The 21350-nt window shown below is 65.7% G+C and carries 18 protein-coding genes; 11 read left to right on the plus strand and 7 right to left on the minus strand.

Going from position 1 to position 21350, the window contains the following annotated elements:
• Positions 1-232: 232 nt before the first annotated feature.
• Positions 233-1927 (minus strand): type VII secretion protein EccE, encoded by a 1695-nt coding sequence (gene eccE, locus ABZ827_RS25470; protein ID WP_357241456.1) that lies wholly within the window; start codon positions 1925-1927, stop codon positions 233-235.
• Positions 1928-2038: 111 nt separating this feature from the next.
• Here eccE and eccB point away from each other — a divergent pair, with 111 nt between their 5' ends.
• Positions 2039-3505, plus strand: coding sequence for a type VII secretion protein EccB (gene eccB / locus ABZ827_RS25475; protein ID WP_357241459.1), 1467 nt, complete (start codon positions 2039-2041; stop codon positions 3503-3505).
• Positions 3506-3605: 100 nt separating this feature from the next.
• Here eccB and ABZ827_RS25480 read toward each other — a convergent pair whose 3' ends face one another.
• Positions 3606-4181, minus strand: a complete 576-nt coding sequence (locus ABZ827_RS25480; protein ID WP_357241462.1) for a hypothetical protein — start codon at positions 4179-4181, stop codon at positions 3606-3608.
• Complete coding sequence (locus ABZ827_RS25485; RefSeq protein WP_357241465.1) at positions 4178-4576, minus strand: hypothetical protein; 399 nt, start codon at positions 4574-4576, stop codon at positions 4178-4180. The genes ABZ827_RS25480 and ABZ827_RS25485 overlap by 4 nt, the downstream gene beginning before the upstream one ends.
• A 160-nt stretch (positions 4577-4736) precedes the next feature.
• Here ABZ827_RS25485 and ABZ827_RS25490 point away from each other — a divergent pair, with 160 nt between their 5' ends.
• The 6 genes from ABZ827_RS25490 (at position 4737) to ABZ827_RS25515 (ending at position 9186) form a co-directional block, all read left to right on the plus strand.
• The gene (locus tag ABZ827_RS25490) at positions 4737-5627 is read left to right on the plus strand and encodes a helix-turn-helix transcriptional regulator (RefSeq protein ID WP_357241468.1); all 891 of its coding nucleotides are present in this window, start codon (positions 4737-4739) and stop codon (positions 5625-5627) included.
• The gene (locus ABZ827_RS25495; RefSeq protein ID WP_357241471.1) at positions 5624-5830 is read left to right on the plus strand and encodes a DUF397 domain-containing protein; all 207 of its coding nucleotides are present in this window, start codon (positions 5624-5626) and stop codon (positions 5828-5830) included. The genes ABZ827_RS25490 and ABZ827_RS25495 overlap by 4 nt, the downstream gene beginning before the upstream one ends.
• 163 nt (positions 5831-5993) lie before the next feature.
• A complete protein-coding gene (locus ABZ827_RS25500; RefSeq protein WP_357241474.1) occupies positions 5994-6572 on the plus strand; it encodes a DUF3558 domain-containing protein in 579 nt (192 codons plus the stop codon).
• Between the two features lie 63 nt (positions 6573-6635).
• Positions 6636-7031 carry a hypothetical protein gene (locus ABZ827_RS25505; RefSeq protein WP_357241477.1) on the plus strand — a complete coding sequence of 132 codons (396 nt, stop codon included), beginning with the start codon at positions 6636-6638 and terminating at the stop codon, positions 7029-7031.
• A gap of 2 nt (positions 7032-7033) precedes the next feature.
• Positions 7034-8266 carry a hypothetical protein gene (locus tag ABZ827_RS25510; protein WP_357241480.1) on the plus strand — a complete coding sequence of 411 codons (1233 nt, stop codon included), beginning with the start codon at positions 7034-7036 and terminating at the stop codon, positions 8264-8266.
• Positions 8263-9186, plus strand: coding sequence for an ESX secretion-associated protein EspG (locus ABZ827_RS25515; RefSeq protein ID WP_357241483.1), 924 nt, complete (start codon positions 8263-8265; stop codon positions 9184-9186). The genes ABZ827_RS25510 and ABZ827_RS25515 overlap by 4 nt, the downstream gene beginning before the upstream one ends.
• An 18-nt stretch (positions 9187-9204) precedes the next feature.
• Here ABZ827_RS25515 and mycP read toward each other — a convergent pair whose 3' ends face one another.
• Together mycP and eccD are read right to left on the minus strand one after the other, a co-directional pair.
• A complete protein-coding gene (gene mycP / locus ABZ827_RS25520; protein WP_357241486.1) occupies positions 9205-10611 on the minus strand; it encodes a type VII secretion-associated serine protease mycosin in 1407 nt (468 codons plus the stop codon).
• Positions 10608-12074 carry a type VII secretion integral membrane protein EccD gene (gene eccD, locus ABZ827_RS25525; RefSeq protein ID WP_357241489.1) on the minus strand — a complete coding sequence of 489 codons (1467 nt, stop codon included), beginning with the start codon at positions 12072-12074 and terminating at the stop codon, positions 10608-10610. Before eccD ends, mycP begins: the two co-directional genes overlap by 4 nt.
• A 173-nt stretch (positions 12075-12247) precedes the next feature.
• Between eccD and eccCa the strand changes: the two genes are divergently transcribed.
• From eccCa to ABZ827_RS25545, 4 genes are all read left to right on the plus strand, one after another.
• Entirely contained in the window at positions 12248-16279 is a 4032-nt protein-coding gene (gene eccCa, locus ABZ827_RS25530; protein WP_357241492.1) for a type VII secretion protein EccCa, read from the plus strand.
• Positions 16261-17712 carry a type VII secretion-associated protein gene (locus ABZ827_RS25535; protein WP_357241495.1) on the plus strand — a complete coding sequence of 484 codons (1452 nt, stop codon included), beginning with the start codon at positions 16261-16263 and terminating at the stop codon, positions 17710-17712. Before eccCa ends, ABZ827_RS25535 begins: the two co-directional genes overlap by 19 nt.
• Before the next feature lie 133 nt (positions 17713-17845).
• On the plus strand, positions 17846-18178 hold the full coding sequence (locus ABZ827_RS25540; protein WP_357241498.1) for a WXG100 family type VII secretion target: 333 nt from the start codon (positions 17846-17848) through the stop codon (positions 18176-18178).
• Positions 18179-18218: 40 nt separating this feature from the next.
• Positions 18219-18509 (plus strand): WXG100 family type VII secretion target, encoded by a 291-nt coding sequence (locus ABZ827_RS25545; protein WP_357241501.1) that lies wholly within the window; start codon positions 18219-18221, stop codon positions 18507-18509.
• Positions 18510-18593: 84 nt separating this feature from the next.
• Here the strand turns inward: ABZ827_RS25545 and ABZ827_RS25550 are convergent, their stop codons facing one another.
• Both ABZ827_RS25550 and ABZ827_RS25555 read right to left on the minus strand, forming a co-directional pair.
• The gene (locus tag ABZ827_RS25550; RefSeq protein ID WP_357241505.1) at positions 18594-19754 is read right to left on the minus strand and encodes a hypothetical protein; all 1161 of its coding nucleotides are present in this window, start codon (positions 19752-19754) and stop codon (positions 18594-18596) included.
• A 22-nt stretch (positions 19755-19776) separates the two neighbouring features.
• Positions 19777-21345: a serine/threonine-protein kinase gene (locus ABZ827_RS25555; protein ID WP_357241508.1), complete on the minus strand. Its 1569-nt coding sequence runs from the start codon at positions 21343-21345 to the stop codon at positions 19777-19779.
• Positions 21346-21350 lie beyond the last annotated feature (5 nt).

Raw genomic sequence — 21350 nt, forward strand, 5'->3', positions numbered from 1 at the left:
GCGACAGAGCGGGGGAGCGAAGCGGAGGAGCGGCGGAGTGAAGAACGAGACCAAGGGGGCCCCGAACCCCGCGACGCCGGAGGCGGCGCCAAAAACACAGAACCTTGGCGAATTGCCCGCCTTCTCACCTTCGCGAACCAGCCCGCAAAATCACAGCCCAACCATGGTCAGCGCACCATGACCCACGCAACCCGAGACAATGCCCCCGGCCCCCGGGCTCCCGAGACCCCAGCTACCGCCGCTGCCGGACCGGCTGAGGCTGCCGCGCCGGCGCGGGCCGACCCTGAGGGGCCGGTTGCCGAGTGCGGGGCTCCCCGATGTACGTGTGTTCCCGCGGAATCGACACCAGGTTGAGCGGTATCTGAGTAGTCGCCGTACGCAGCACCACCCGGTTGCCGATCGCCCCCGGCTGCTGGATCGACAGATCCGGTTTGGTGGCCGGCCACCCCATCGGGTCGCCGGTTACGTAGATCGTGGTGATACCCGCGTGCGGCGCCGGTGCCAGTACCCCGTCCACCACCGTCGCCGTGAACCCGGCATCCGACTGGTGGGTTTCCACCGCCAGCATCAGGCGTTCCGCGTTCCCGATCGTCTCGATCAGCTGGTACCAGGCCTGCGGCCGGTCCGTGCGCACCAGGATGCGCTCACCGACAGCCAGAGCCCGGAAAACCAGCTGCTGAGCCAGATACAGTTCGCCGGCCACATAGACCGCGGAGATACCGGCGCCGACGATGCGCAGCGCCACCCCGTTGCCCTCGTCGTCCGATCCGATCAACTGCCCGCAGCCCGACGACGGCAGCGCCAGCGCGTCCAGCACTTCGATCGGATATTCGGCCGTCGGCACCACATCCTCCCGGTCCGGGATACCGATCGGCAGGTGGGCCAGCAGGCTGTCGCGGTGCCGGCCGTTCACCGACACCATATTCTTCGTTTTCGTCTTCTCCGGTAGTTCCCGCAGCGTCGATCGCCAGGCCGCCCCGATGTGCACGGTTTCCGCGGTGGTTCCGGGACGCAGCCGGACCGCCACCGTGGTCCCCCGGGATTCCGCCACCCACAGCTGCGAGAGGATCTCCGACCCCAGCTGTTTCGGGTCGATCGCCGCCCCGATGTTGACGCTGTTGCCGAGTTCGGCGTACCGCCACCGATGGGTGAGTTCGCGCGCGTCGGCGCCGTGGATGACCTGGCGGACGGCCGAGCGGATCTCCGAGGCGGTCAGCACGCGGGAGAGGCAGCCCGCGTCCTCCAGCGTGCGCACGATCCGCTGGGTCGCGATGGTCACCGATCGCGCGGCTCCCTCGTCCCCGCCGCCGCGCCGGGCCGCCGCGCCGGGGCAGTTGACCATATCGAAGCCGATCGCCAGCCATACGGTGCGATGCGCCGTCGCCGGTAGCGGGCCCAGCAGTGATTCGTAGATGGCGCCGGCCGGTGTACCGGACCGGCTGCGGTGACCGTGGCTGATGATATCGATACCGCTGAGCAGGATGTCGTGCTGAGCGAGGCAGGTCGCCAGTTCGGCCATCGGCAGCAGATGCGAGGCGTGCACCGCGGTGGTGTCGATCCGGGTGAGCCCGCCGCGCGGCGGCAGCACCTCGACCACCGCGACGACCCGGCTCTCGTCCCAGTACAAACCGAGTGAGCGATCGTCGGGGCCGCGGAAATCGTCGCTGTCGCCGATCCGGTACGCGCGGTGCGCCCGGTAGTTCCACCAGGTGGCGATCCAGTCCAGCAGTACGCGCCGGCCGATCGGGATCAGCGGGATCAGCCCGACCACGATCGCGACTCCCAGCGCGATCAACGGATTCAGCCCGACGACCAGAACCACCGTCGCTGCGACGAGCGCGAGTACCTGTGCGATGAGCAGGTTGGGCATCGAGATACGCCCGAACAGCAGGTTCCGCCTGCTTCCCGTTGTGGCTGGAACGGCCATAATGAGTCCCCCAGGTACCCGGTGTCGGCCGATTATCAGCGGCCGAGCTGAACTACGTCCCCGGGAACTGTACTGTGTTCCGCGAGCCAGAGCACAGTTCGGGGGAATACGATGCCTTCAAAGCCCACTACCCGGTGGCAGATCAGCGGCTACAACTTTTTGGTCCGCCGTATGGAGCATGCGCTTGTGCGGCGGGACGTGCGGATGCTGCACGATCCCATGCGTTCCCAGGTGCGCGCGTATGTGGTCGGCCTGGTTCTCGCCATCGTCGTGCTGGCGGGCTGCGGTGTGCTTGCTCTGCTGCGTCCGCAGGACAAGGTCGGTGACAACAAGATCCTCATCGGCAAGGAATCCGGTTCTGTCTACGTGGTTCTCAACGATGTCGTGCATCCGGCGCTGAATCTGGCGTCGGCCCGGCTGGCCGCCGGTGACGCGCCGAAAGCGGCGATCGTCAAAGAGTCGGAGGTCGGCAAGAAGCCGCGCGGTCCGCTGATCGGTATTCCGGGGGCGCCCAGCGCGATCCATTACGACTCCGAGGGCACGGGGCGCCCGTGGACCGTCTGTGACGTGTTGAAGAACGACGGCAGCCAGGATCGGACGACTTCGGTACTGGCCGGCGGTCTCGAACTCGGCGTGAAGGCCTCGGCTGTCGCTCCCGGTAAGGCGCTGCTGGTGCAGGGGGAGAAGCACACCTACCTCGTCTACGACAACAAACGTGCCCGCGTCGATATGAGCGACCGGCCGGTCACCGACGCCCTGGGTATCACCGGCGCGACACCGCGGCCGGTGAGCGAGGGCCTGATCAACGCGATTCCCGAGGTGCTGCCGATCATCGCCCCGCCGATCGCCGATCCCGGCGGTGTCCCCGATTACGAGATCGGTGATCACCGGATCGGCGAGGTCGTGCAGGTGGGCACATCGCAGGAGTTCTACGCGGTGCTCGCCGACGGTCTGCAGCCGATCTCCCCGCTGACCGCGGATATCGTTCGCAACGCGAACCCGCAGACCTCCAGCGATTACACCATCGACCAGGCTCAGCGCAGCCGGGTGAACATGTCCTCGGCCCTCCAGGTGCAGACCTACCCGGTGGCAGCGCCGAGCGTCCTCGAAGCCATGGACCAGCCGGTGAGTTGCCTGTCGTGGAAACCGATCCCGGCGGCGGGCGAGAACACGGGCACTCGCGCCGAACTGCAGGTGATCACCGGAGTGAGCCTGCCGATGCCGGACAAGGCGAAACTCGTCCCGCTCGCCCAGGCCGACGGCTCGGGCCAGAACGTCGACTCGACCTATATCGCCCCGGGCACCGGCGCCTATGTGCAGACCACCGGTATCGAGCCGGACAGCAGACGCAAGGACAGCGTCTTCTATATCGCCGACACCGGCGTGCGTTTCGGAATCAAGAACGGTGACGCGGTGAAGGCGCTGGGGATGCCGGAGAAAGCCGAACCCGCACCGTGGCCGATCGTCGGACTCCTGGCTTCCGGGCCGACGCTGGGCCGGGAAGAGGCCATGGTCGCCCACGACGGTGTCGCACCGGACCCGTCGCCGGCGGATCAGCCGGTCGCTTCGCCGAAGTAGTTCGCGCCGCCCGAGCACAAGAGTAAGGACGGCTCGAATGGTTTCCGGCTGAGCCGGTTCGGCCCGGCTCGGGTAATCCGGTCCCCGGCGCGCGGCGGAGTCACATTTCGGGCTGCGCACTCCGCAGTCGAAGCAGGTGCGGGTGGTTCGTTTCGTCGAGCGCGAGTGCGGCGGTCCACAGGGAGGCGTCGAGCGTGCCGGGTAGCCGCCATCGGTCCGGCCGCACCGCGGGAATGTGGACGCGGACGGGGTCCAGTTCGGTGAGGTACCGGTCGGCGACGGCCCACCACTGCCGCCCGGCCGCGTCCATCACGACGGCGACGATCAGATCGTCCGCACCAGGCAGTTGCCGGGCCGCCACCCGGACCTGTTCTGGGATGTGCCGGTTCTCCGGCCGGTCGTCGAGCTGATCGGCGAACACCAGGAATACGAACCCGAATCCGAACATTCCGGGGCCGAGGGCGGTGCGCAGGTACGCGGCCCGCAGGTGGATCGGGTTGGGTTCGTATTCGCCGCGGTCACCGGCGAGGTCGACGGCAGCGCATTCGGCGTCGATAGCCTCGCCGTCGAACCGGAATCCGTACAGCATCGGCATCAGACTGGTGGGCGTGGACAGCAGATAGTGGGCGGTGATCTCGTCGATGGATTCGGGGTCGGGGTAGCGGATCGGGCTCATCGGATCGCGTCCTGCGACGCCTGCGCCCAGAACTGATGCCGGATCACATCCCATAGTCCGGACAGTTCCGGAAACCGTTCCCGCATATCGGCGAGATCGGGCGCGGTATCCGGGTCCGTGACCGCCAGCAATGTCCGGTCGCCGGAGATATGGCGTACCCGGATGATCCGGATCCGCTGCTGGTCCCGCCGCCAGACGGCGCGCCATTCACCCAGCACGGCGTCCCGTGTCCCGCCGGTCGGCCCGGCCGGGGAGTCGTGCTGGGTTCGACTCGGAGGAGCGCCTGTCGGGGACTTGATCCGGGCGGTGTCGGGTGGGGAGTGTTCCACCAGGGAACTGCCGCCGTGGAGCTGCCGTAGTCGCCTGGTCAGGGGGCTTCCGTGTGGTTCGGCCATATGGTTATGTTGCTCGCGGCAGGCCGTATTCGAACGGCTCAGCGGGACAGTCCGATTCAAATAGGCCGACACTCCAGAGACCGGAACGTTCCGCCCATCACGAAGGTACGAATCGGACCGGATCCTGGGCCGTTTCGTACCGATAGGGGAAGGGGATTTCGTGGCCAGAGACGATCAGCCCGGTTCAACGCTGCCGCGCCGGCAACTGGGTCGCGCGCTACGCGAAGCCCGGCAGGGTGTGGGGTTCACGCTGGAGCAAGCGGCACGGGAAATGGAGATGAGCAAAACCTCGGTCATCCGAATCGAGAAGGGGCACAACGATAAAGTCAAACTGCGAGACGTGGACGAGTTCGGGCGACTGTACGAACTCGACGACGAGCAGATCGATGATCTCAAAAACCTTGCGCAGCAATCCTCTACGAAATCGTGGTGGGCCGGTACACATCTGATCAAGGCGGGATTCGCTGCCTATCTGGAGCTCGAGTCTGCCGCCTCGGAACTGCACATCTACCACTCCTCGATCGTGCCCGGCCTGCTGCAGAGCCTGGAGTATGCGCGGCACGTGGTGCGGCCCTTCTTTCCGATCGATACTCCGGAAGACGTCGAACAACGGGTGGCTCTGCGGATGCGAAGGGCGGCAATTCTTACCAGGCAGCACCGCCCGATACACGCAGAGTTCCTGATACACGAGAGTGTCCTGCACATCCGAGTGGGATCGGCCGGAACCATGAGCCGCCAACTACGGCATATCGCCGATATGAGCACTCGCCCGAACATCAGCGTGCGCATACTGCCGTTCGCCGCAGGGATCCCCGGAACCTGGTGCCCGGTTCTGCCCTACATCATCCTCGACTTCCCCACCGGCAGCCGGGAGTTCGGCAACGAGCCGCCGGTGGTGCATACCGAAACGACGATGGGAACAATGTTCTTCGAGAGTGACGAGGACTTGAAGATCTACCGCGGCATCCATGAGTCCGTCCGGGAGGCCACACTGGGGGAGTGCCAATCGAGGGATCTGCTGAGGCAGGTAGCAAGGAGATACGAGCAATGACTGCTGGCCTGACCGACACCCGATGGTTCAAATCCTCTCGCAGCGATTCGACCGGAGAATGCGTTGAGGTGGCCTGGCTGAACGATACGAGCGTCGGCGTACGGGATTCGAAGAATCCAGCTGGTCCTGCTTTGACCTTCACTCTCACCGACTGGGCGGCGTTCACGGCCGGACTCCGGAACAGTGGGTCCGCTTCCGCCTGATTCCGCGGCCCATCTCTCAGGGCTCGAAAATCGTGTCCGCCGGGATCACGGGTGGGAGCCGGTGGCGAGTGCGCACCATCCCGTTGCCGTATCTGGCAGGATCGCGAGACTGTATCGTGAGGGCTGATTCGTGTGGATCGTTCACACGCAGGGCAGGAGGGGCATGCGCGCCGCGAGTAAAAAGTACGCAGGGGTCGTGGGGAAAGCCGTGGTCACGACGGCGGCAGTCGGGCTGGTGGCCGGATGTGGCCCAGCCGGTGAGGAACCGGCGGCGGAGGGGGCGAGTACCACCAGCCGGGAACAGCACGTCGAATGGAATCCGTGCTCGGAACTCCCGGATGAAGCCTTGAGAGCCACTGGAGCGGATCCGGCCAGTAAGGACACCGACTTCGATGCGCCCGGAGATAAAGCCGTGTGGCGCATGTGCGCTTGGGACTCAATTGATGGGCCCTACTACATCGGGGTCGGAGCAACCACCTACTCACAGGATGACGTCCGCCAGAACACCACGGTCGAGGGGTTCGAACCGGTTCAGATCAACGACCGCTCCGGTCTGACCTTCTATCCCAGCGGTCAGGCAGACCCTATCCGCCGCTGTTACGTCAGTCTCCCTATGGAAATGGGCATGCTGACCGTGTACGTCGATTGGCGTTACAGCCAGCGTGATTCGCTACCTGAATCGCCACCCTGCGGATTGGCTGTTGAGCACGCGCAGACACTGGCGCCGTTCCTGCCGAAGTGAGCTAGTCGGTGAGCTGGAAATCGAGTCGACTTCATAGGTGCGAAATCAGGGGGGATCTGGGCCATGAGTGAGAACGAACAGCCTGTCCCGCAGGCAACCATGCTGCAACAATGGCAGACATTCAAGACCCAGGCAGAGAATGGCGAGCTTCGTATGGAAGAAGGCATCGGTGGTCAGCTCGTCGCCCGCTGCGATACCTTTCTCGATCGGCTCGACGGTATGCTTCGACGGACCGACAGCCTGAGTTTCGTATCCGGTTTCGGCACACTTCGATCAGCAGAGGCCCTGCGCGGCAAGTTCGCCCGCAAGGCTGTTGAGGATCCAGACTCTGCCGCGAACCGTTTGCAGATGGCAATCGATATCGTGACCCTGATGAAGGAAACGTTCGAGCTGGCCTGCCGCAAGATAGAAGAAACAGATCAGTCGACGTCCAGCGCTTTGGGTAATGCGGGGGTTTGATCATGGTTTGGTGGCGATCCGATGAGGCGGAAAAGAACAAAGCAACCGACCAGCAGGTAATCAACGATCAACACACCAAATGGGAGCAGGATCGGCAGATTGTCGATGGAGAATGGGCGGGGCTGACCAGCGAATTCGGTGGGCAATTCGGACCACCTGCCATCCTGGAGGAAGACGGTTTCCCGGCCATGACGCACCAGCAGATCTGGGACGCGCTTCAAGGGGTGGATGCGGCCCTCATCAACGACAAGGCCGATGCATGGCGGGGTTTGACAACAGAAGCGCGCGAAGCCAACAAGGAATTTCTCGACGGTGTGAACGCAGATCTCGAGGCCGGGTGGAACGGGCAGTCCGGCGCCGCCGCTGTCAGTGGGGTTCGGGAGTTCAGTACCTCGTTCACCTCGCTGGCCGCGGGTTTCCAGATCGTCGCGCACGGCCTCGACCTGATCGAAGGGTATCTCGCCCAGGCCAAGGCGTCGGTGGGTAAACCGGACAATGAGACCTGGCAGGACAGTGTCACCAACTGGCTGCCCACCGATATGTTCAAGACCCCCGAGTACCGGGCCAACGAAGCTCAGGAAACCGCTCGCACGGTGATGACCCAGTATTACGTGCCCGGCGCCAGAGAAGTGGACCGCCAGACCCCGATCCTGCCCGAGCCGGTGAAACCCGTCGACGACGGCAGCAAACCCCCGGGCACCGACTATCCCAAGGGTCCGAACACCAACGGGACCGATACCGATAACGGCACCAGCACCGATACAGGTACGAACCCGGAAGACCCGGGTCAGCAGCCCACGGGTGAGACCCCCACCGAACCGCAGAGCACCAACCCGCAGTCGACAACACCACAGTCGACCACCCCGCAGTCGACCACGCCGACGACACCGTCCACCACCACGGGCACCCCGACCACACCCGGGACACCCCCTGGCACCCCGGCGGGTACACCCGCCGGTACCCCGCAGACCACCGCCCCGCTCATACCCGGGCAGACCGTGCCGGGCGGCCCCGGTAAACCGGCGGCCGGAACACCGGCCACCACCGCCGCCAGTACGAGTAACCGTGCCGGGCGCACCGGAATGCCCGGCATGATGTCGCCCGGCGCGCGCGGCGGCAGGGGTGACGACGATGACGAGCACGAGATCCCCGACTACCTGATCTACGACCGGGGCAGTGAACTGCTCGGCACCCAGCCACCGGCGCTACCACCGGGTGGGGTGATCGGCGGGTGAACGGCCTGCGGTGGCGCCTGGAGGGCGCGACATTCATTCAGGCCGTGGAATCTTTCGAACGCGACAGATTGCCGTATCCGATCCGGGTGTTGCCGCTGGGGCCCACCGAAACACCGCCGACCGCCGAGGAATACGAGCGGGTCCGGGCGGCGGCGGAACAGCGGCTCGAAGCGATCGCGGACGAGGGGCTGTACCTGGCGTTGCGCACCCTGCTGGAACCGCAGGTCCGGATCGAAGTGCACGGGTTCTACGACCGCGGTTTCGAACGCGTGGTGCGGATGCATGCCGGTATCGCCGGTGAGCACGCCACGCTCGCCTTCCAAAATCCCGGCCCCACAAAGGAATACGGCGCCGATATCGACCTGCAAACCCTTGCCCCGCAGGAACTGGCCGCCCGGATCGTCTCGTATCTTCCGCGATGCGCACCGGGCAGGTATCCGGCGGTCCGCGGCGCCCGCGCCGATATCGGAAAGGTCGAATACGCGCAGCATCCGACCAGGGTGTCCCGTACCGAGGCGATCAACCGGATCATGCGCCGCCCACGCTCCGGCGTAGGCGAGATCGGGATATTCGCCGGCCCCGCCATCGATTCCCGCCCCACCGGCAACCCGCACGGCTTCCACTGGATGGATCTGCTCCCGCAGGACGGGCGATACCTGCTGGTCAAACACGGCGGTGAAGAATTCACCCTCGCCCCCGGCACGCCGGACGAGATCGTCCGGCGCCTGCAGCACGGTATCGGCACGGTCCGCCGGGCCGCACCGAAGGCGGCGCCCCGCCCGGAAATACGCCCGTTGTCACCGGGGCCCCGGCAGCAGGCCTCCCCGCCGGCCACCGCCCGGCGCGAGATCTCCCAGGACGATATCGACGCGGACGATCTCTACTTCCAGCAACGCAACCAGCAGGGCTGGCTGAGCTGATCTTGTCCGGAGAACCCGTCAGGCGTCGTCTTCGCCGACTCCGAAGCGGCGCCGAGTGGGGAACGACGCCAGATAGCCGATGATCAGGCTGCCGCCGATGATCCCGCTGCCGATGAGCGCCACGTTGCGTGCGGTGTGGTCCGGTGGCGTGGGTGGCGCGGGTATCGCGAGCTGTTTGTTCACCGCCGGGTTCGGCTTCTTCGGACGCAGCTCGCCGGGAACCTCGTTGGTGAGCGCCGCGACCGGGTCGATCGCGCCGTATCCCACGTACGGATTCCAGCCTTCGGCCGGGGCGTGCGCGGTGGCCTGAATCCGTTTCATAACCTCCACGGCGGACAGTTCGGGGAAACGGGAGCGAACCAGCGCGACAACGCCGGAAACGTAGGGGGCGGCGAAACTGGTGCCGGCGATGGTCTGGTTGCCCTGGGCGCCGACCGTGCCGTTGATGACACCGGTGCCGACTGCGTCGAGCGAAACGATGTTCTCGCCGGGCGCCGCGACACTCAACCAGGGCCCGGGAACAGTGAACTCGGACGGCGCGCCTTCGGCGTTGATGGAGCCCACCGACAGCACGAGATCGTCGTACCGGGAAGGAGTGACATTGACGGTCGTTTTGCTCCACGGATCCGCGGCGGGATCGAGGGGATCCACGATGCTGGTGTTGCCCTTGCAATTGTCATTGTCGGTATTGCCGGCCGACGTGACGACCACAGCATTCTTCGTATGGACCGCGTAGTTCAGTGCCGCGCCGAGTGAGCCGTCCGAGATCGGGCTGGAACTACAGGCGACCTCGGAGATATTGATAACCGTCGCACCCATATCCGCGGCCCGGCGGATGGCCTGGGCCATGGTCGAGACATTGCCGTAGCCCTCTTTGGAGAGGTCCTCCGGCGATTTCGTGGCGTTGCTACCGGCCTTCACGTACTTATCGCTGGTCTGCCGGATCGAGAGAATGGTCGAGGCCGGCGCCACACCGGAAAAGCCCTGACCGGGAACCTGGGTGGCCCCGATGATGCCCGCCACCAGGGTGCCGTGCGCATCGCAATCCTCGGTGCCGTCACCACTGTTGGATACGTAATCCCCACCGGCCCGCAGGCCCGGCAGCCGCGGATGCCGGGCGACACCGGTATCGATCACCGCGACCACCTGGCCCGCGCCTTGGGAGAACTGCCAGGCATGCGGTAGATCCAGTGCCGCCTGCGCGCCGGGTACGGTCGGGCCCTCGCCGCCGGATACCGTGCTGTTGCAGGGGGTATTGGCTTTCCGCTCCGTAGGTTCGGTCGGTTTCGCCGAATCGCCGGACGGCAGCTGGCCCGGGTCGACGGCCGGTGGCCGGTCGGCGAAGGCAGCCGGATGGCCGAACCCCAGCGATGCGCTCATCCCCAGCACCGCGGCGACGGCCGCGGTGCGGATCCCCCGGTTCACAGTCCGCGGACGAGGGAGTAGAAATCCGCCACCCAGAACACGAGCGGCAGCACGGCGGCCACGAACGCGTATTCGATCAGTTCGGCCGCGCGCCGCATCGGCGGGGTCGCCGACTGGTTGGGCACGATGATGCCCAGGATCAGTGCCGCGATCACCATCACCAGGGCCGCCCCGAACGCAGCCAGCGGCAGATCGGACACCAATGCCATAGCCCCCAGCATGACCAGCAGAATCGACGCTCCGGCCACGATCAGGATGACGGCCTGTTCCGCGCCGGCGTAGGTCCGGCTGCGGAACATGAGCACCGCCGCGCAGACGAGCGCGAGGGCGATGCCCTGCCAGTAGACGCCGCCGTAGTCCGGATCGGTGGCCGCCAGCGCGCCGACCACCGTGACCAGCGCCGTCGCCGTGACCAGACCGCTCAGGTAGGTGCGTGCCCGCGCCGATTTCGCATGCAGCGCGTCCAGTGTCGGCAGCGCGCGGTGATCGTCCGGGTCGTCCTCGGTGGGGTCGATCGGGGTGCCGGGGGAGGGCACCGGTGGCAGCGGCAGTTTCGCCAGCATCATGGAGATCCGCGGGGCCAGCGACAGCGCGCCCAGCCCGACGGCTGCCACCACGGCACCGACGGCTTCGAGCCGCTGCGAGGTGAGCAGCCCGACCAGCGCCGAGGGCACCGCGAAAATGGCGACCGTACCGGCGCCGATGAACAGTCCGAGCCCGACGCCAGTCACCCGCCAGGCCAGAATCGCCGTGGCCCCGAACAATGTGGCCCCGAGCAGCAGATTCGGCCAGCCGTAGTGGTCCGGCACGATGAGCATGCCGCCGGTGAAGGAAAGCGGGAGCGCGCAGCCGCCGAGCACCAGCGCGGTCTTCGGATCCCCGTAGACGCGGCTGAGGATCATCGCCGCCACCACCAGCAGCACCGTCACGCCCAGCGCGATCGCCCCGGTGATCCAGCCCGGCAGCGCGTCCGGCGCGGTCAGCAATCCGGTGCAGCCGGCCACCATGGCGAAGGCGGCCAGGACCGATCCGGTGATCCGCGCGGTGTTCGGATTCCAGCCGCGGAAATGTTCGGCGTCGGCGACCGCGACGTTGTACATGATGTCGTCGAACAGCGGCGTGGGCGCCGTATTCGCCGAGTTCTCCAGCATCAGCAACTCACCGTCGCGGATGCCCTGGTCGCCCAGGCTCAGCGAGTTCGACAGCGGCGGCTGGCCGATCCGGGCCAATACCCAATCGGCCGGTTCGAACCGTTCGCCCTGATTGTCGAATTCATTGGTGCGGCTGTGGGCGGCGACCATATCGACGACGCTGGGAATGACCAGAGCCACCGGCACATCGACCGGTATGGCCATATCGACCTGGGTGTGTTTGGCCAGAATGGTGACCCTGGTGAGATCCGGTGCGCGGACTATACCCCGCGAGGAATCTTCCTCCATATGGTCGAGTCGCGCATGCGTCACGCTTCCCCCAAGTTGGTTCGCTACCCTGCTGTTTCCCACATTCCACCGGCCGATCGCGCGGGTTGCGTGCCCACCCCATGGCCAGCAGAATGCAGGTCGAACTGTACGACATGTTCGCGCCTGCCTCTACACTGAGCCCGAACATCGCATTGCCACAAGGGGGATCTCGCTCGATGACCACGGTTCGGTTTCAGCGGCGCGCGCGCCGGGAAGTCCCGCGGACTCCAGGCGGTGAGGTGACGCTGCAGCCGCCGCCCGAAATCCCCCGGGTAACCCCCGGAAATCTGCTGGGCAAGCTCATGCCGGTGGTGATGATCATCGGCATGGTCGGGATGATGGCGCTGATGTTCACCCAGGGTGGCGGTATCGCCTCCAACCCGATGTCGCTGATGTTCCCGATGATGATGATGGTCTCGATGGTCGGCATGTTCGCCGGTCAGGGCAACGGTAAAGGCGCCAAGGCGGCCGAAGCCAATGAGGACCGCAAAGACTACCTGCGCTACCTCGACCAGGTCCGCAAGGATGTCGACGTCACCGCCACCGAGCAGCGCGCCGCGGTCGAATGGAGCCACCCGGAACCGGGCCTGATCTGGATGCTGGCGGGCACCTCGCGGATGTGGGAGCGCCGGCCCAGCGATAAGGACTTCTGTCATGTGCGCATCGGGATCGGCGGCCAGCGCTTGGCCACCCGCCTGGTCGCGCCGGAAACCGGTCCGGTGGAGGAGCTGGAACCGATCGCCGCGGTATCGCTGCGCCGGTTCGTCCGGGCCCACTCCACGGTTCCGGATCTGCCCACCGCTGTCGCGGTGAAGGGTTTCGCCACCATCGCGCTCGACGGCGACCGCGCCGAAGCCCGCGATATGGTGCGCGCGATGCTGGTCCAGCTGGCCATGTTCCACGGCCCCGACCAGGTGCTCCTCGCGGTGGTCTGCGGCCCCGACACCAGCGCGGAGTGGGAGTGGACAAAATGGCTGCCGCATACCCAGCACCCGGACGCGCAGGACGGTGTCGGCACCCAGCGGATGTACTTCGGTTCGATCCGGGAGGCGATGGCCGGGCTCGCGCCCATCCTCGCCAACCGGGTCCGCTACTCCCGCAATCAGCCCACCAACTCCGCCATGGTGCATGTGGTGATCGTCGTCGACGGCGGCCTGCTCGAGGCCGAGGAGGATCAGCTGCGCGAATCCGGATACGAGGGCGTCACCGTTATCGACCTCTGCGGCTACGCGCCCCGGCTGGCGGTCTCCCGCGGTATCGCGCTGACCATCCGCAACGGCGAATGCCTGGGCCGGGGTGCCACCGGTAACCAGGAACGTTTCGCGCTGATCGACCGGCTCAGCCGGGAGCAGGCCCAGCAGGTGGCCCGCCGCCTCGCTCCGTACCGTGCCGCGACACAGCGCAGCAGCGATATCGAGGTGACCGAGGGCGAGACCATCAACACCTGGGCCCAGCTGATGGGGCTGGGCGATCTCGGCTCCTTCAACCCCGAGAGCGCGTGGCGGCCCCGCTACGGCCGCGAGCGTCTCCGGGTGCCGTTCGGTGTCGGCGCCGATGGTTTGCCGGTGGTTCTCGATATCAAGGAAGCCGCCGAATCCGGTATGGGTCCGCACGGTCTGTGCATCGGCGCCACCGGTTCCGGTAAATCGGAGTTCCTGCGCACCCTGGTGCTCAGCCTGCTCGCCACCCATTCGCCGGATCAGCTCAATCTGGTCCTGGTGGACTTCAAGGGCGGCGCGACCTTCCTCGGGCTCGACGGGGTACCGCACGTCGCGGCCGTTATCACCAACCTCGAGGAAGAAGCCGACCTCGTCGACCGTATGCGGGACGCGCTGGCCGGTGAGATGAACCGCCGCCAGGAGGTCCTGCGCCAGGCCGGTAACTTCGCCAATGTCTCCGAGTACGAGAAAGCGCGGGCCGCCGGCGCCGAGCTGGAGCCGTTGCCGGCACTGTTCGTGGTCCTGGACGAGTTCTCCGAGCTGCTCACCCAGCACCCCGATTTCGCGGAATTGTTCGTGATGATCGGCCGCCTGGGCCGCTCACTGCACGTGCATCTACTCCTCGCTTCACAGCGGCTGGAGGAAGGCAAACTCAAGGGCCTGGAATCGCACCTGTCGTACCGGATCGGCCTGAAAACCTTCTCCGCCAACGAATCACGGCAGGTTCTCGGCGTTCCCGACGCCTACAATCTGCCGGGCGTTCCCGGCGGCGGTTATCTGAAATCCGATTCGGGCGAAATCCAGCGCTTCCAGGCCTCCTATGTGTCGGGGCCGTATGTGGGCAGCGGGCCACAGCGCGATATCTCGGTAGCCACCAGCGCCGGTGAAATCGATATCACCGCACGGCCGTTCCTGGCCAAACACGTCGAATTCCGTGCCGCCGACCGGCTTCCGCTCGCCCCCGAGCCGATCGACGAGCCGGAACCCCTGGCCGAGGACGGCGAGCAGATCTCCAACCTGGGCATGATCGCCGCCCGGATCCGAGGGCACGGCCGTCCCGCCCACGCGATCTGGCTGCCGCCGCTGGATGCCGCCCCGCCGCTGGACGAACTCGTCCCGCGTTCGATCCTCACCGGCGAATACAGCGCGGTCGCCAGTCTGCGCGCACCGATCGGTATCGTCGACCGCCCCTACGACCAGCGGCGCGACCCGCTGGTGGTGGACCTGTCCGGCGCCCGCGGCAACGTCGCCGTGGTCGGTGGCCCGCAGTCGGGTAAATCGACCATGCTGCGCTCGCTGATCATGGCGATGTCGCTCACCCACACTGCCGAACAGGTGCAGTTCTACTGCCTGGACTTCGGCGGCGGTACCCTCGCCAGCCTCGAGGGTCTCCCGCATGTCGGCGCGGTGGCCGGCCGCTTGGACCAGGACAAGGTCCGCCGCACGATCGCGGAGATGACCTCCATCGTCCGCACCCGCGAACTGCGGTTCCGCCAGCTCGGCATCGAATCGATGACCGAATTCCGCCGGATGCGGGCCAGCGACCCGGCGAGCAGCCAGGCCGCCGCGGGAGCCCACGAGGACCCGTTCGGCGACGCCTTCCTGGTGATCGACGGTTTCGGCTCCATCCGCCAGGATTTCGAACCGCTCGAACAAGCGATCATGAACCTCGCGGTGCAGGGCCTCTCCTACGGTGTGCACGTGGTGATCGCCCTGTCCCGCTGGATGGAGGCCCGCCCCCAGCTCAAGGACCAGATCGGCACCCGCCTCGAACTGCGCCTCGGCGATCCGGCCGACTCCGAGTTCGGCCGCAAGGTCGCCGCTCTGGTGCCGCAGGGTCGCCCGGGTCGCGGTATGACACCGGAGAGCCTGCATATGCTCACCGCGCTGCCGCGGGTCGACGGCTCCTCCGACCCCGAGGACATCAGCCGCGGCGTCGCCGACGCTGTCGCCCGGCTCCAGCAGATGACCCCCGGCCGCCCGGCCCCGCAGGTCCGGATGCTGCCCGAACAACTCGACCGCGATCAGTTCATCCGCGCCATCGGCCCCTGGCAGGGCCCACCGGACCGCCGCAACGCGGCGATCCCGATCGGTATCAACGAATCCGAACTGGCCCCGGCCGTCCTCAATTTCGACGAGAACCCGCACTTCCTCATCTTCGGTGACACCGAATGCGGTAAGACGACGCTGCTGCGCAATATCGTCAGCGGCATCATCGAATCCAACGCCCAGAATCAGGCCGCTGTCATCCTGGTCGATTTCCGGCGCACCCTGCTCGGCGCGTTCCCCCAGGAGCGGCTGGCCGCCTACGCGACCGGCGCCGAGGGCCTCAAACAGAACATGCGTGATCTGGCCGCTCTGCTGCAGACCCGGTTGCCCGGCCCGAACGTGACCCCGCAGGAATTGCGTGACCGTTCCTGGTGGTCCGGCCCGGATCTGTACATCGTCGTCGACGACTACGATCTGGTCTCCAGCGGATCCACCGGTAATCCCATCGCGCAGATTCTGGATTACCTCGCCCACGCGAAGGATATCGGCCTGCACCTGATCATTTCGCGTCGTTCCGGCGGCGCGGGCCGGGCCATGTACGAGACGGTGATCTCGCGCATGCGTGATCTGGCCACTCCGGGTCTGGTCATGAGCGGTAGCCGGGACGAAGGCAATCTGCTGGGCAATATCCGGCCGAGCGCGATGCCACCCGGTCGCGGTACTCTCGTCGGCCGGTCGGGCGCGGAGCTCATCCAGACCTCGTGGATGCCGATTCAGTGATGTCCGCCGTCGAGATCGCGCTGACCGAAACACGACTCTGGGCATGGAGCGCCAACACCCATGCCGATCTCGTCCCCTCGGTGGTGCCGGGCAGCGACGGTCGCAGCCTGGTGGCGGGCGAGCCGCTGGCACCGCCGTCGATCGCGGTATCGCCGGTGCAGCTCATCACCGCCGATCGCATCGCCTACGACCCGGGCATGCCGAAACCGGTGGACGCCCTTGCCGCGGTGTTCGGACATACCCTGGCCCAGCTACGTATCCAACCACCGTGCGAGCGGCTCACGGTGGTGCATCCCAGCGAATGGGATCCGCACCGTCTCGCCGTCCTGCACTCCGCGGCCGCCCGGCACGCCGGTCAGGTGGGTGTACAGCCGATAGCTCTGCGCGCGGTCACCGCCACCCAGCGGGTTCGTGATGTGCGCAGTGTGGTGCTGGAGTTCGGTCCACTGTCCACCACGGCCTCGACGGTGGTGCCGAGCGACGGGGGACCACGCCTCGAATTCTGCGAGCACGAACCACTTCTCGCCGCTGCCGAGATCGGTGTGGACGAGCGGGGTATCGCCGCCTTCCGTGCGTTGTTCGAGCGTTTGATCCACGGCTGCCAGGTCGATTCGGTGATCGTGGTCGGCCGTACGGATGCCGATTTCCTCAATATCGTGGCATCGGTCGTGGCGGAACTGTGCCGCGCCGAGCTGCTCGTACTCGCCGGCGCGGATCTGGTCCGCGTCCGCCGGACCGATCCCGCCGAACACCGGCCCGGCCTCCCACCGGCGGCCGCCGAGGCCGAATGGCTACAGCCGCTACGGGAACGGGCCGCCGCCACGCAGCCGCCACGCTCGAAGACCCCGCTCTATGTCGGCGCCGCGGCGGTTCTCGCGCTCGCGGTTCTGGTCGCCGGAGGTGTTTTCATCGGTATGTCCACCGGGGGCGATTCGGAGGCGGTGGCTTCCGCTCCGACGACCACCACCGAACGCACGCAGACCGACTCGGACGAACCCGAATCCGGCTCCACGACTGTCGGCCCCGTGACGCTCACCGTCCCCGACGGCTGGCGGGTCGCCGATCCGGCCACGGCATCCACCGACCGCCTGGTTCTGGAGCCGGACGGGGGCCTCAAAGCCCGGATCACGGTCACCCAGGAGCAGCTGCTGGTCCCCGACGCCGGTTACGACCGGATCGCCGCCGATCTCGAAGCCAAGATCGCTACGAGCCCAGCGGGTTTGTACTCCCCGGTCCGCCGCGATGTGGTCTTCGGCGGCCGCTCGGGCCTGGCCTACACCGAACATCCGGACGGCGGTTCCACCGTTGACTGGCATGTTATCGTCGAGCACAGTATCCAGATCAGTATCGGATGCCAGTATCAGACAGGGGGGCACGACTCGATTACACCTATCTGTGAAGACCTCGCATCCTCGCTGAATGTCACCTCGTGACTTCCGCCGGGATTTTTTCCGAAATCCGATGGAACCGATTGGCCGGGTGCTCCGTCCAATCATCATGAAGGAATAGTTCGGACCGTTTGCGGACGCAGGGGGTCCGGATCCGAACTCTCTAGAAGGAGGACCCATGGCGGGCAACGTCACTACCGACCTCGCGGCTATGGAGGTCGCTGCCAAGCATGTCGAAACCGTCAACGGGCAGCTGCAGGGTGAGCTCACCAATGTCCGCAATATTGTGGCGGGCTCGCAGGGACAGTGGAAGGGCACTGCCGCCGCCACCTTCGTCAAGGTGATGACGGACTACGACGATCAGTCGAAGAAACTTCACAACGTGCTGGCGGAGATCGCGACGCTGATCCGTGAGAACGGTAAGGGCTACACGGAGGCCGAGCAGGCGAACGAGGAAGCCTTCCACAACTCCGGTCTGTCGTCGGAGTTGGGTTCGAGCCTGAACATCTGACGTCCCACCTTTCACCGCAAGCCTCATAGGAGTAGATGACATGTCGGAAGTACAGTATTCCGAAGGCCGGTTGATGGCCATGGCCGGGGAAATCCGGACCGCGAAGGGCCGGCTGACCGAAACTCAGACCGAGCTCGAGAACTACGTCAATCAGCTGGCCGCATCCTGGGAAACCAGTGAGGCGAAGGACGCGTACCGCGCCAAGCAGCTGCGCTGGGACGATGCCCACAACCAGCTCATGGACATCATGGAGCGGATCGCGAAGGTCGTCGAGGACGGCGCGGTCAACATGACCTCCACGGATAAGAGCAACGCCGCACGCTGGCTCTGACGCATCCGCCGGCTTTCGAAACGGTGGTCGCCAGGAAGTATGTCCCGAACGAATTATGTTCGGGACATACTTTTTCGACGGCCGCTACTCGGCGTGCTGCAGAAGGAGATACTGCGCCGATACCTGTTGATGCAGGTCTTGGAGCTGCTGTCCTTCGAGAGTCACGGTATAGCGGCCACTGGTGAAAATGCATTCGAGCCAACTCGTGAAGCTGGAATTCTGAACACAATTCGCCGTGGGGAATCCGGGGGGTGGATCCACCGGGTGGTATTCCGGATCGACCTGCGAGACGAAATGAGCCTGCAGTCGGGTGGCGGCCGCTGAGTCGGCCGTCCGATAGATCGTGGGCCCGCCACGCACGACCAGGTCGACTCGCGCATCCTCGAATGCGCGCCGGGCAAGATCTGGCCGGTCCACCATTTGCCGTGCTACCTGAGCTGTGACAACCGATTCCGGGATGACGTCGTCCGTAGGCGGCAAGGCATACGTCAGCAAACCGTCGATATCGACCGGCAACTCGGCGACTCTGTCCAGCGGAGTGGGCCGGAACCCGGCCAGATTCTCAACTTGCTTATCCAGCAGCCGTTTCGTGAGGTCGATGAGTGGACGGTGATCCGGGGGGATGTCCACGCCCATGCCCACATAGGTGTAGGTCATGAACTCGCCGTGTGGAACCCATGACATCACGCTGTCGAACTTCGATACGGCCGCGCGCGCCGCAGGGTACCCGGGTATCTCGACAGGTCCCTTCAGATCGTCCCGAGCTTCCGCCGCCAGAAGATCCGCGGCATGCGCAGCCTGGGATGCGTTGGCGAACCGGAGAAGTTTGATGGTCGCGTTTCGCCCCAGCGGCGAACTTTCCCTCCGCTGACCACTGGCCGCCGCGCCCGCGATCAAACCCGGAACCGCGACAGCGAAATCCTTGGCGCCGACTCCCTCGTCGTACTCCGTCGGTGGATGCTGCGGGGTATACATCGCCTTGGCCGAAGACAGATGGGCGAAAACAAGTTTCGGGTCGATGTCGTATATCTCCGGCAGGATGCTCTTCAGCCGGACCGACTCCAATATCTCGATATTGATCGGCCGGCGAATTTCCTCTGCTGTACGTGGTGCCGTCCGGTAGTTACCCGGCCGCAGCCGGCTCGGATCGATTTCGGGCGCAGGTCCCGCGTCCGATCCGCTCGTTCCACAACCTGCCGTAAGGGCCACGACCAGGACGCAGGCCGTATATCCGATCAGTTTCACAACCTGCATGTTCAACCCCCGGTCAGCTCAGTATCTCGGATATCTCCGGCACCATCTTCTCGGCCAGAATCTCCGGTGATTGCGGTGTCCAGACCTGGAAGGCCTGTACGGCGGAGATATCGTCGATCACCACGATTTTCGTCGACGTCCTGAGGAACGCGGGTGGCAGCCCGCCCAGACCGCCGTTGCCCGCATCGCTGTCGGATCGCAGCACGATCAGGACATCGTGCTGGCCGTTGAGATCGAAGCTGGTGGTCGAAAGTTCACGGGGCGACTTCTCGTTGGCATCCGCAGGGATGTACTCGTCGCTGTAGCGGAAACCGATATCGTGCAGAAAATCGGTCTGTGGTGAGCCATCGAGGGCCACCGAGAACAATGAGTTCCCGTAATTGAAAGCGGCGACGGTTTTGCCGGCGAATTCAGGATGGTCGGAGCGGACCTGTGCCAGATCAGCGCCTCCCGGAGAGCCCGAGCCACCATCCGACCGCACGAGAAAAGCTGCCGCGACAGCAATCACGACGACCACTGCCGCCGCCGTGGCTACGAGGACTCGTCGCAGCATGTTCTTCTTCGCGGCCTTCGGAAACGCAGCCTCGAAGTTGTCACGTGGCAGGGTGGCGATGAACTCTTCGCCCCGCCGCGCCCGGTCGCGGACGGTGGCCGAATCAGCGGGGAAGGCCGGTTGCGAAGGATATCTCCCGGAATCCACTGGATCGAGTCGGCCGACAGGGGTTTGTGCCGGAGGTTGCCCCGAGAGGGCCGCGGCAGCGTCCGCGACGAACTCGCGGCAGGTGTTGTATCGATCCTGTGGATCTTTCGCGAGGACCTTGGCGAAGACACGGTCGAGCGCGGGCGGCAGATCGCGGCGGACACCGGAGATATTCGGTGGGGCCTCGTTGAGGTGGCCCATCATCACCACTGCCGGCACTGTCGACGGGTACGGATTCTGCCCGGTGAGCAGGCGGAACATCGAGCAGCCCAGGCTGTAGATATCGGATCTGTGGTCGAGATGCTGACCGAGTAATTGTTCCGGAGACGCATAGGCGACCGTGGCCATGAACTTCCCGGTGGCCGTGAGGTCCTGCCCGTCTTCGACCGACTTCGCGACACCGAAATCGGTGAGCAGCACGCGCTCTTCGTCATCGTCCGGGGAATTGGAGAGCAGGAAGTTCGCCGGCTTGATATCGCGATGGAGGAGCCGGCGCCGGTGTGCGTAGTCGAGGCCTTTGCCGACTTCGGAGATGATGCGCAGGACTCGCTGCGGAGTCATCGACCCCGGATTCTGTTGCGCCTCCTGCGAAGCATCGGTACCGGGAACGTATTGCATGGCGATCCAGAGCCGGCCGTGTTCCTCGCCGCGGTTGAACACCGACACGATATTGGGGTGGTCCAGGCCGGCGGCAAGATTCGCTTCGCGCTGGAACCGGGCCCGGAATTCGGGATCGCTGGACAGCTGTTCGTTGAGGATCTTGATGGCGTCCTGGCGCGGCAGGCTCGGATGCCGGCCCAGGTAGACCGCTCCCATACCGCCGCTACCGAGGACTCGCTCCAAGCGGTAACCGCCGACTACGGCACCTGGCGGCAAAGCCATTCCTT

Source organism: Nocardia sp. NPDC019395 (assembly GCF_040632335.1).
Classification (GTDB): domain Bacteria; phylum Actinomycetota; class Actinomycetes; order Mycobacteriales; family Mycobacteriaceae; genus Nocardia.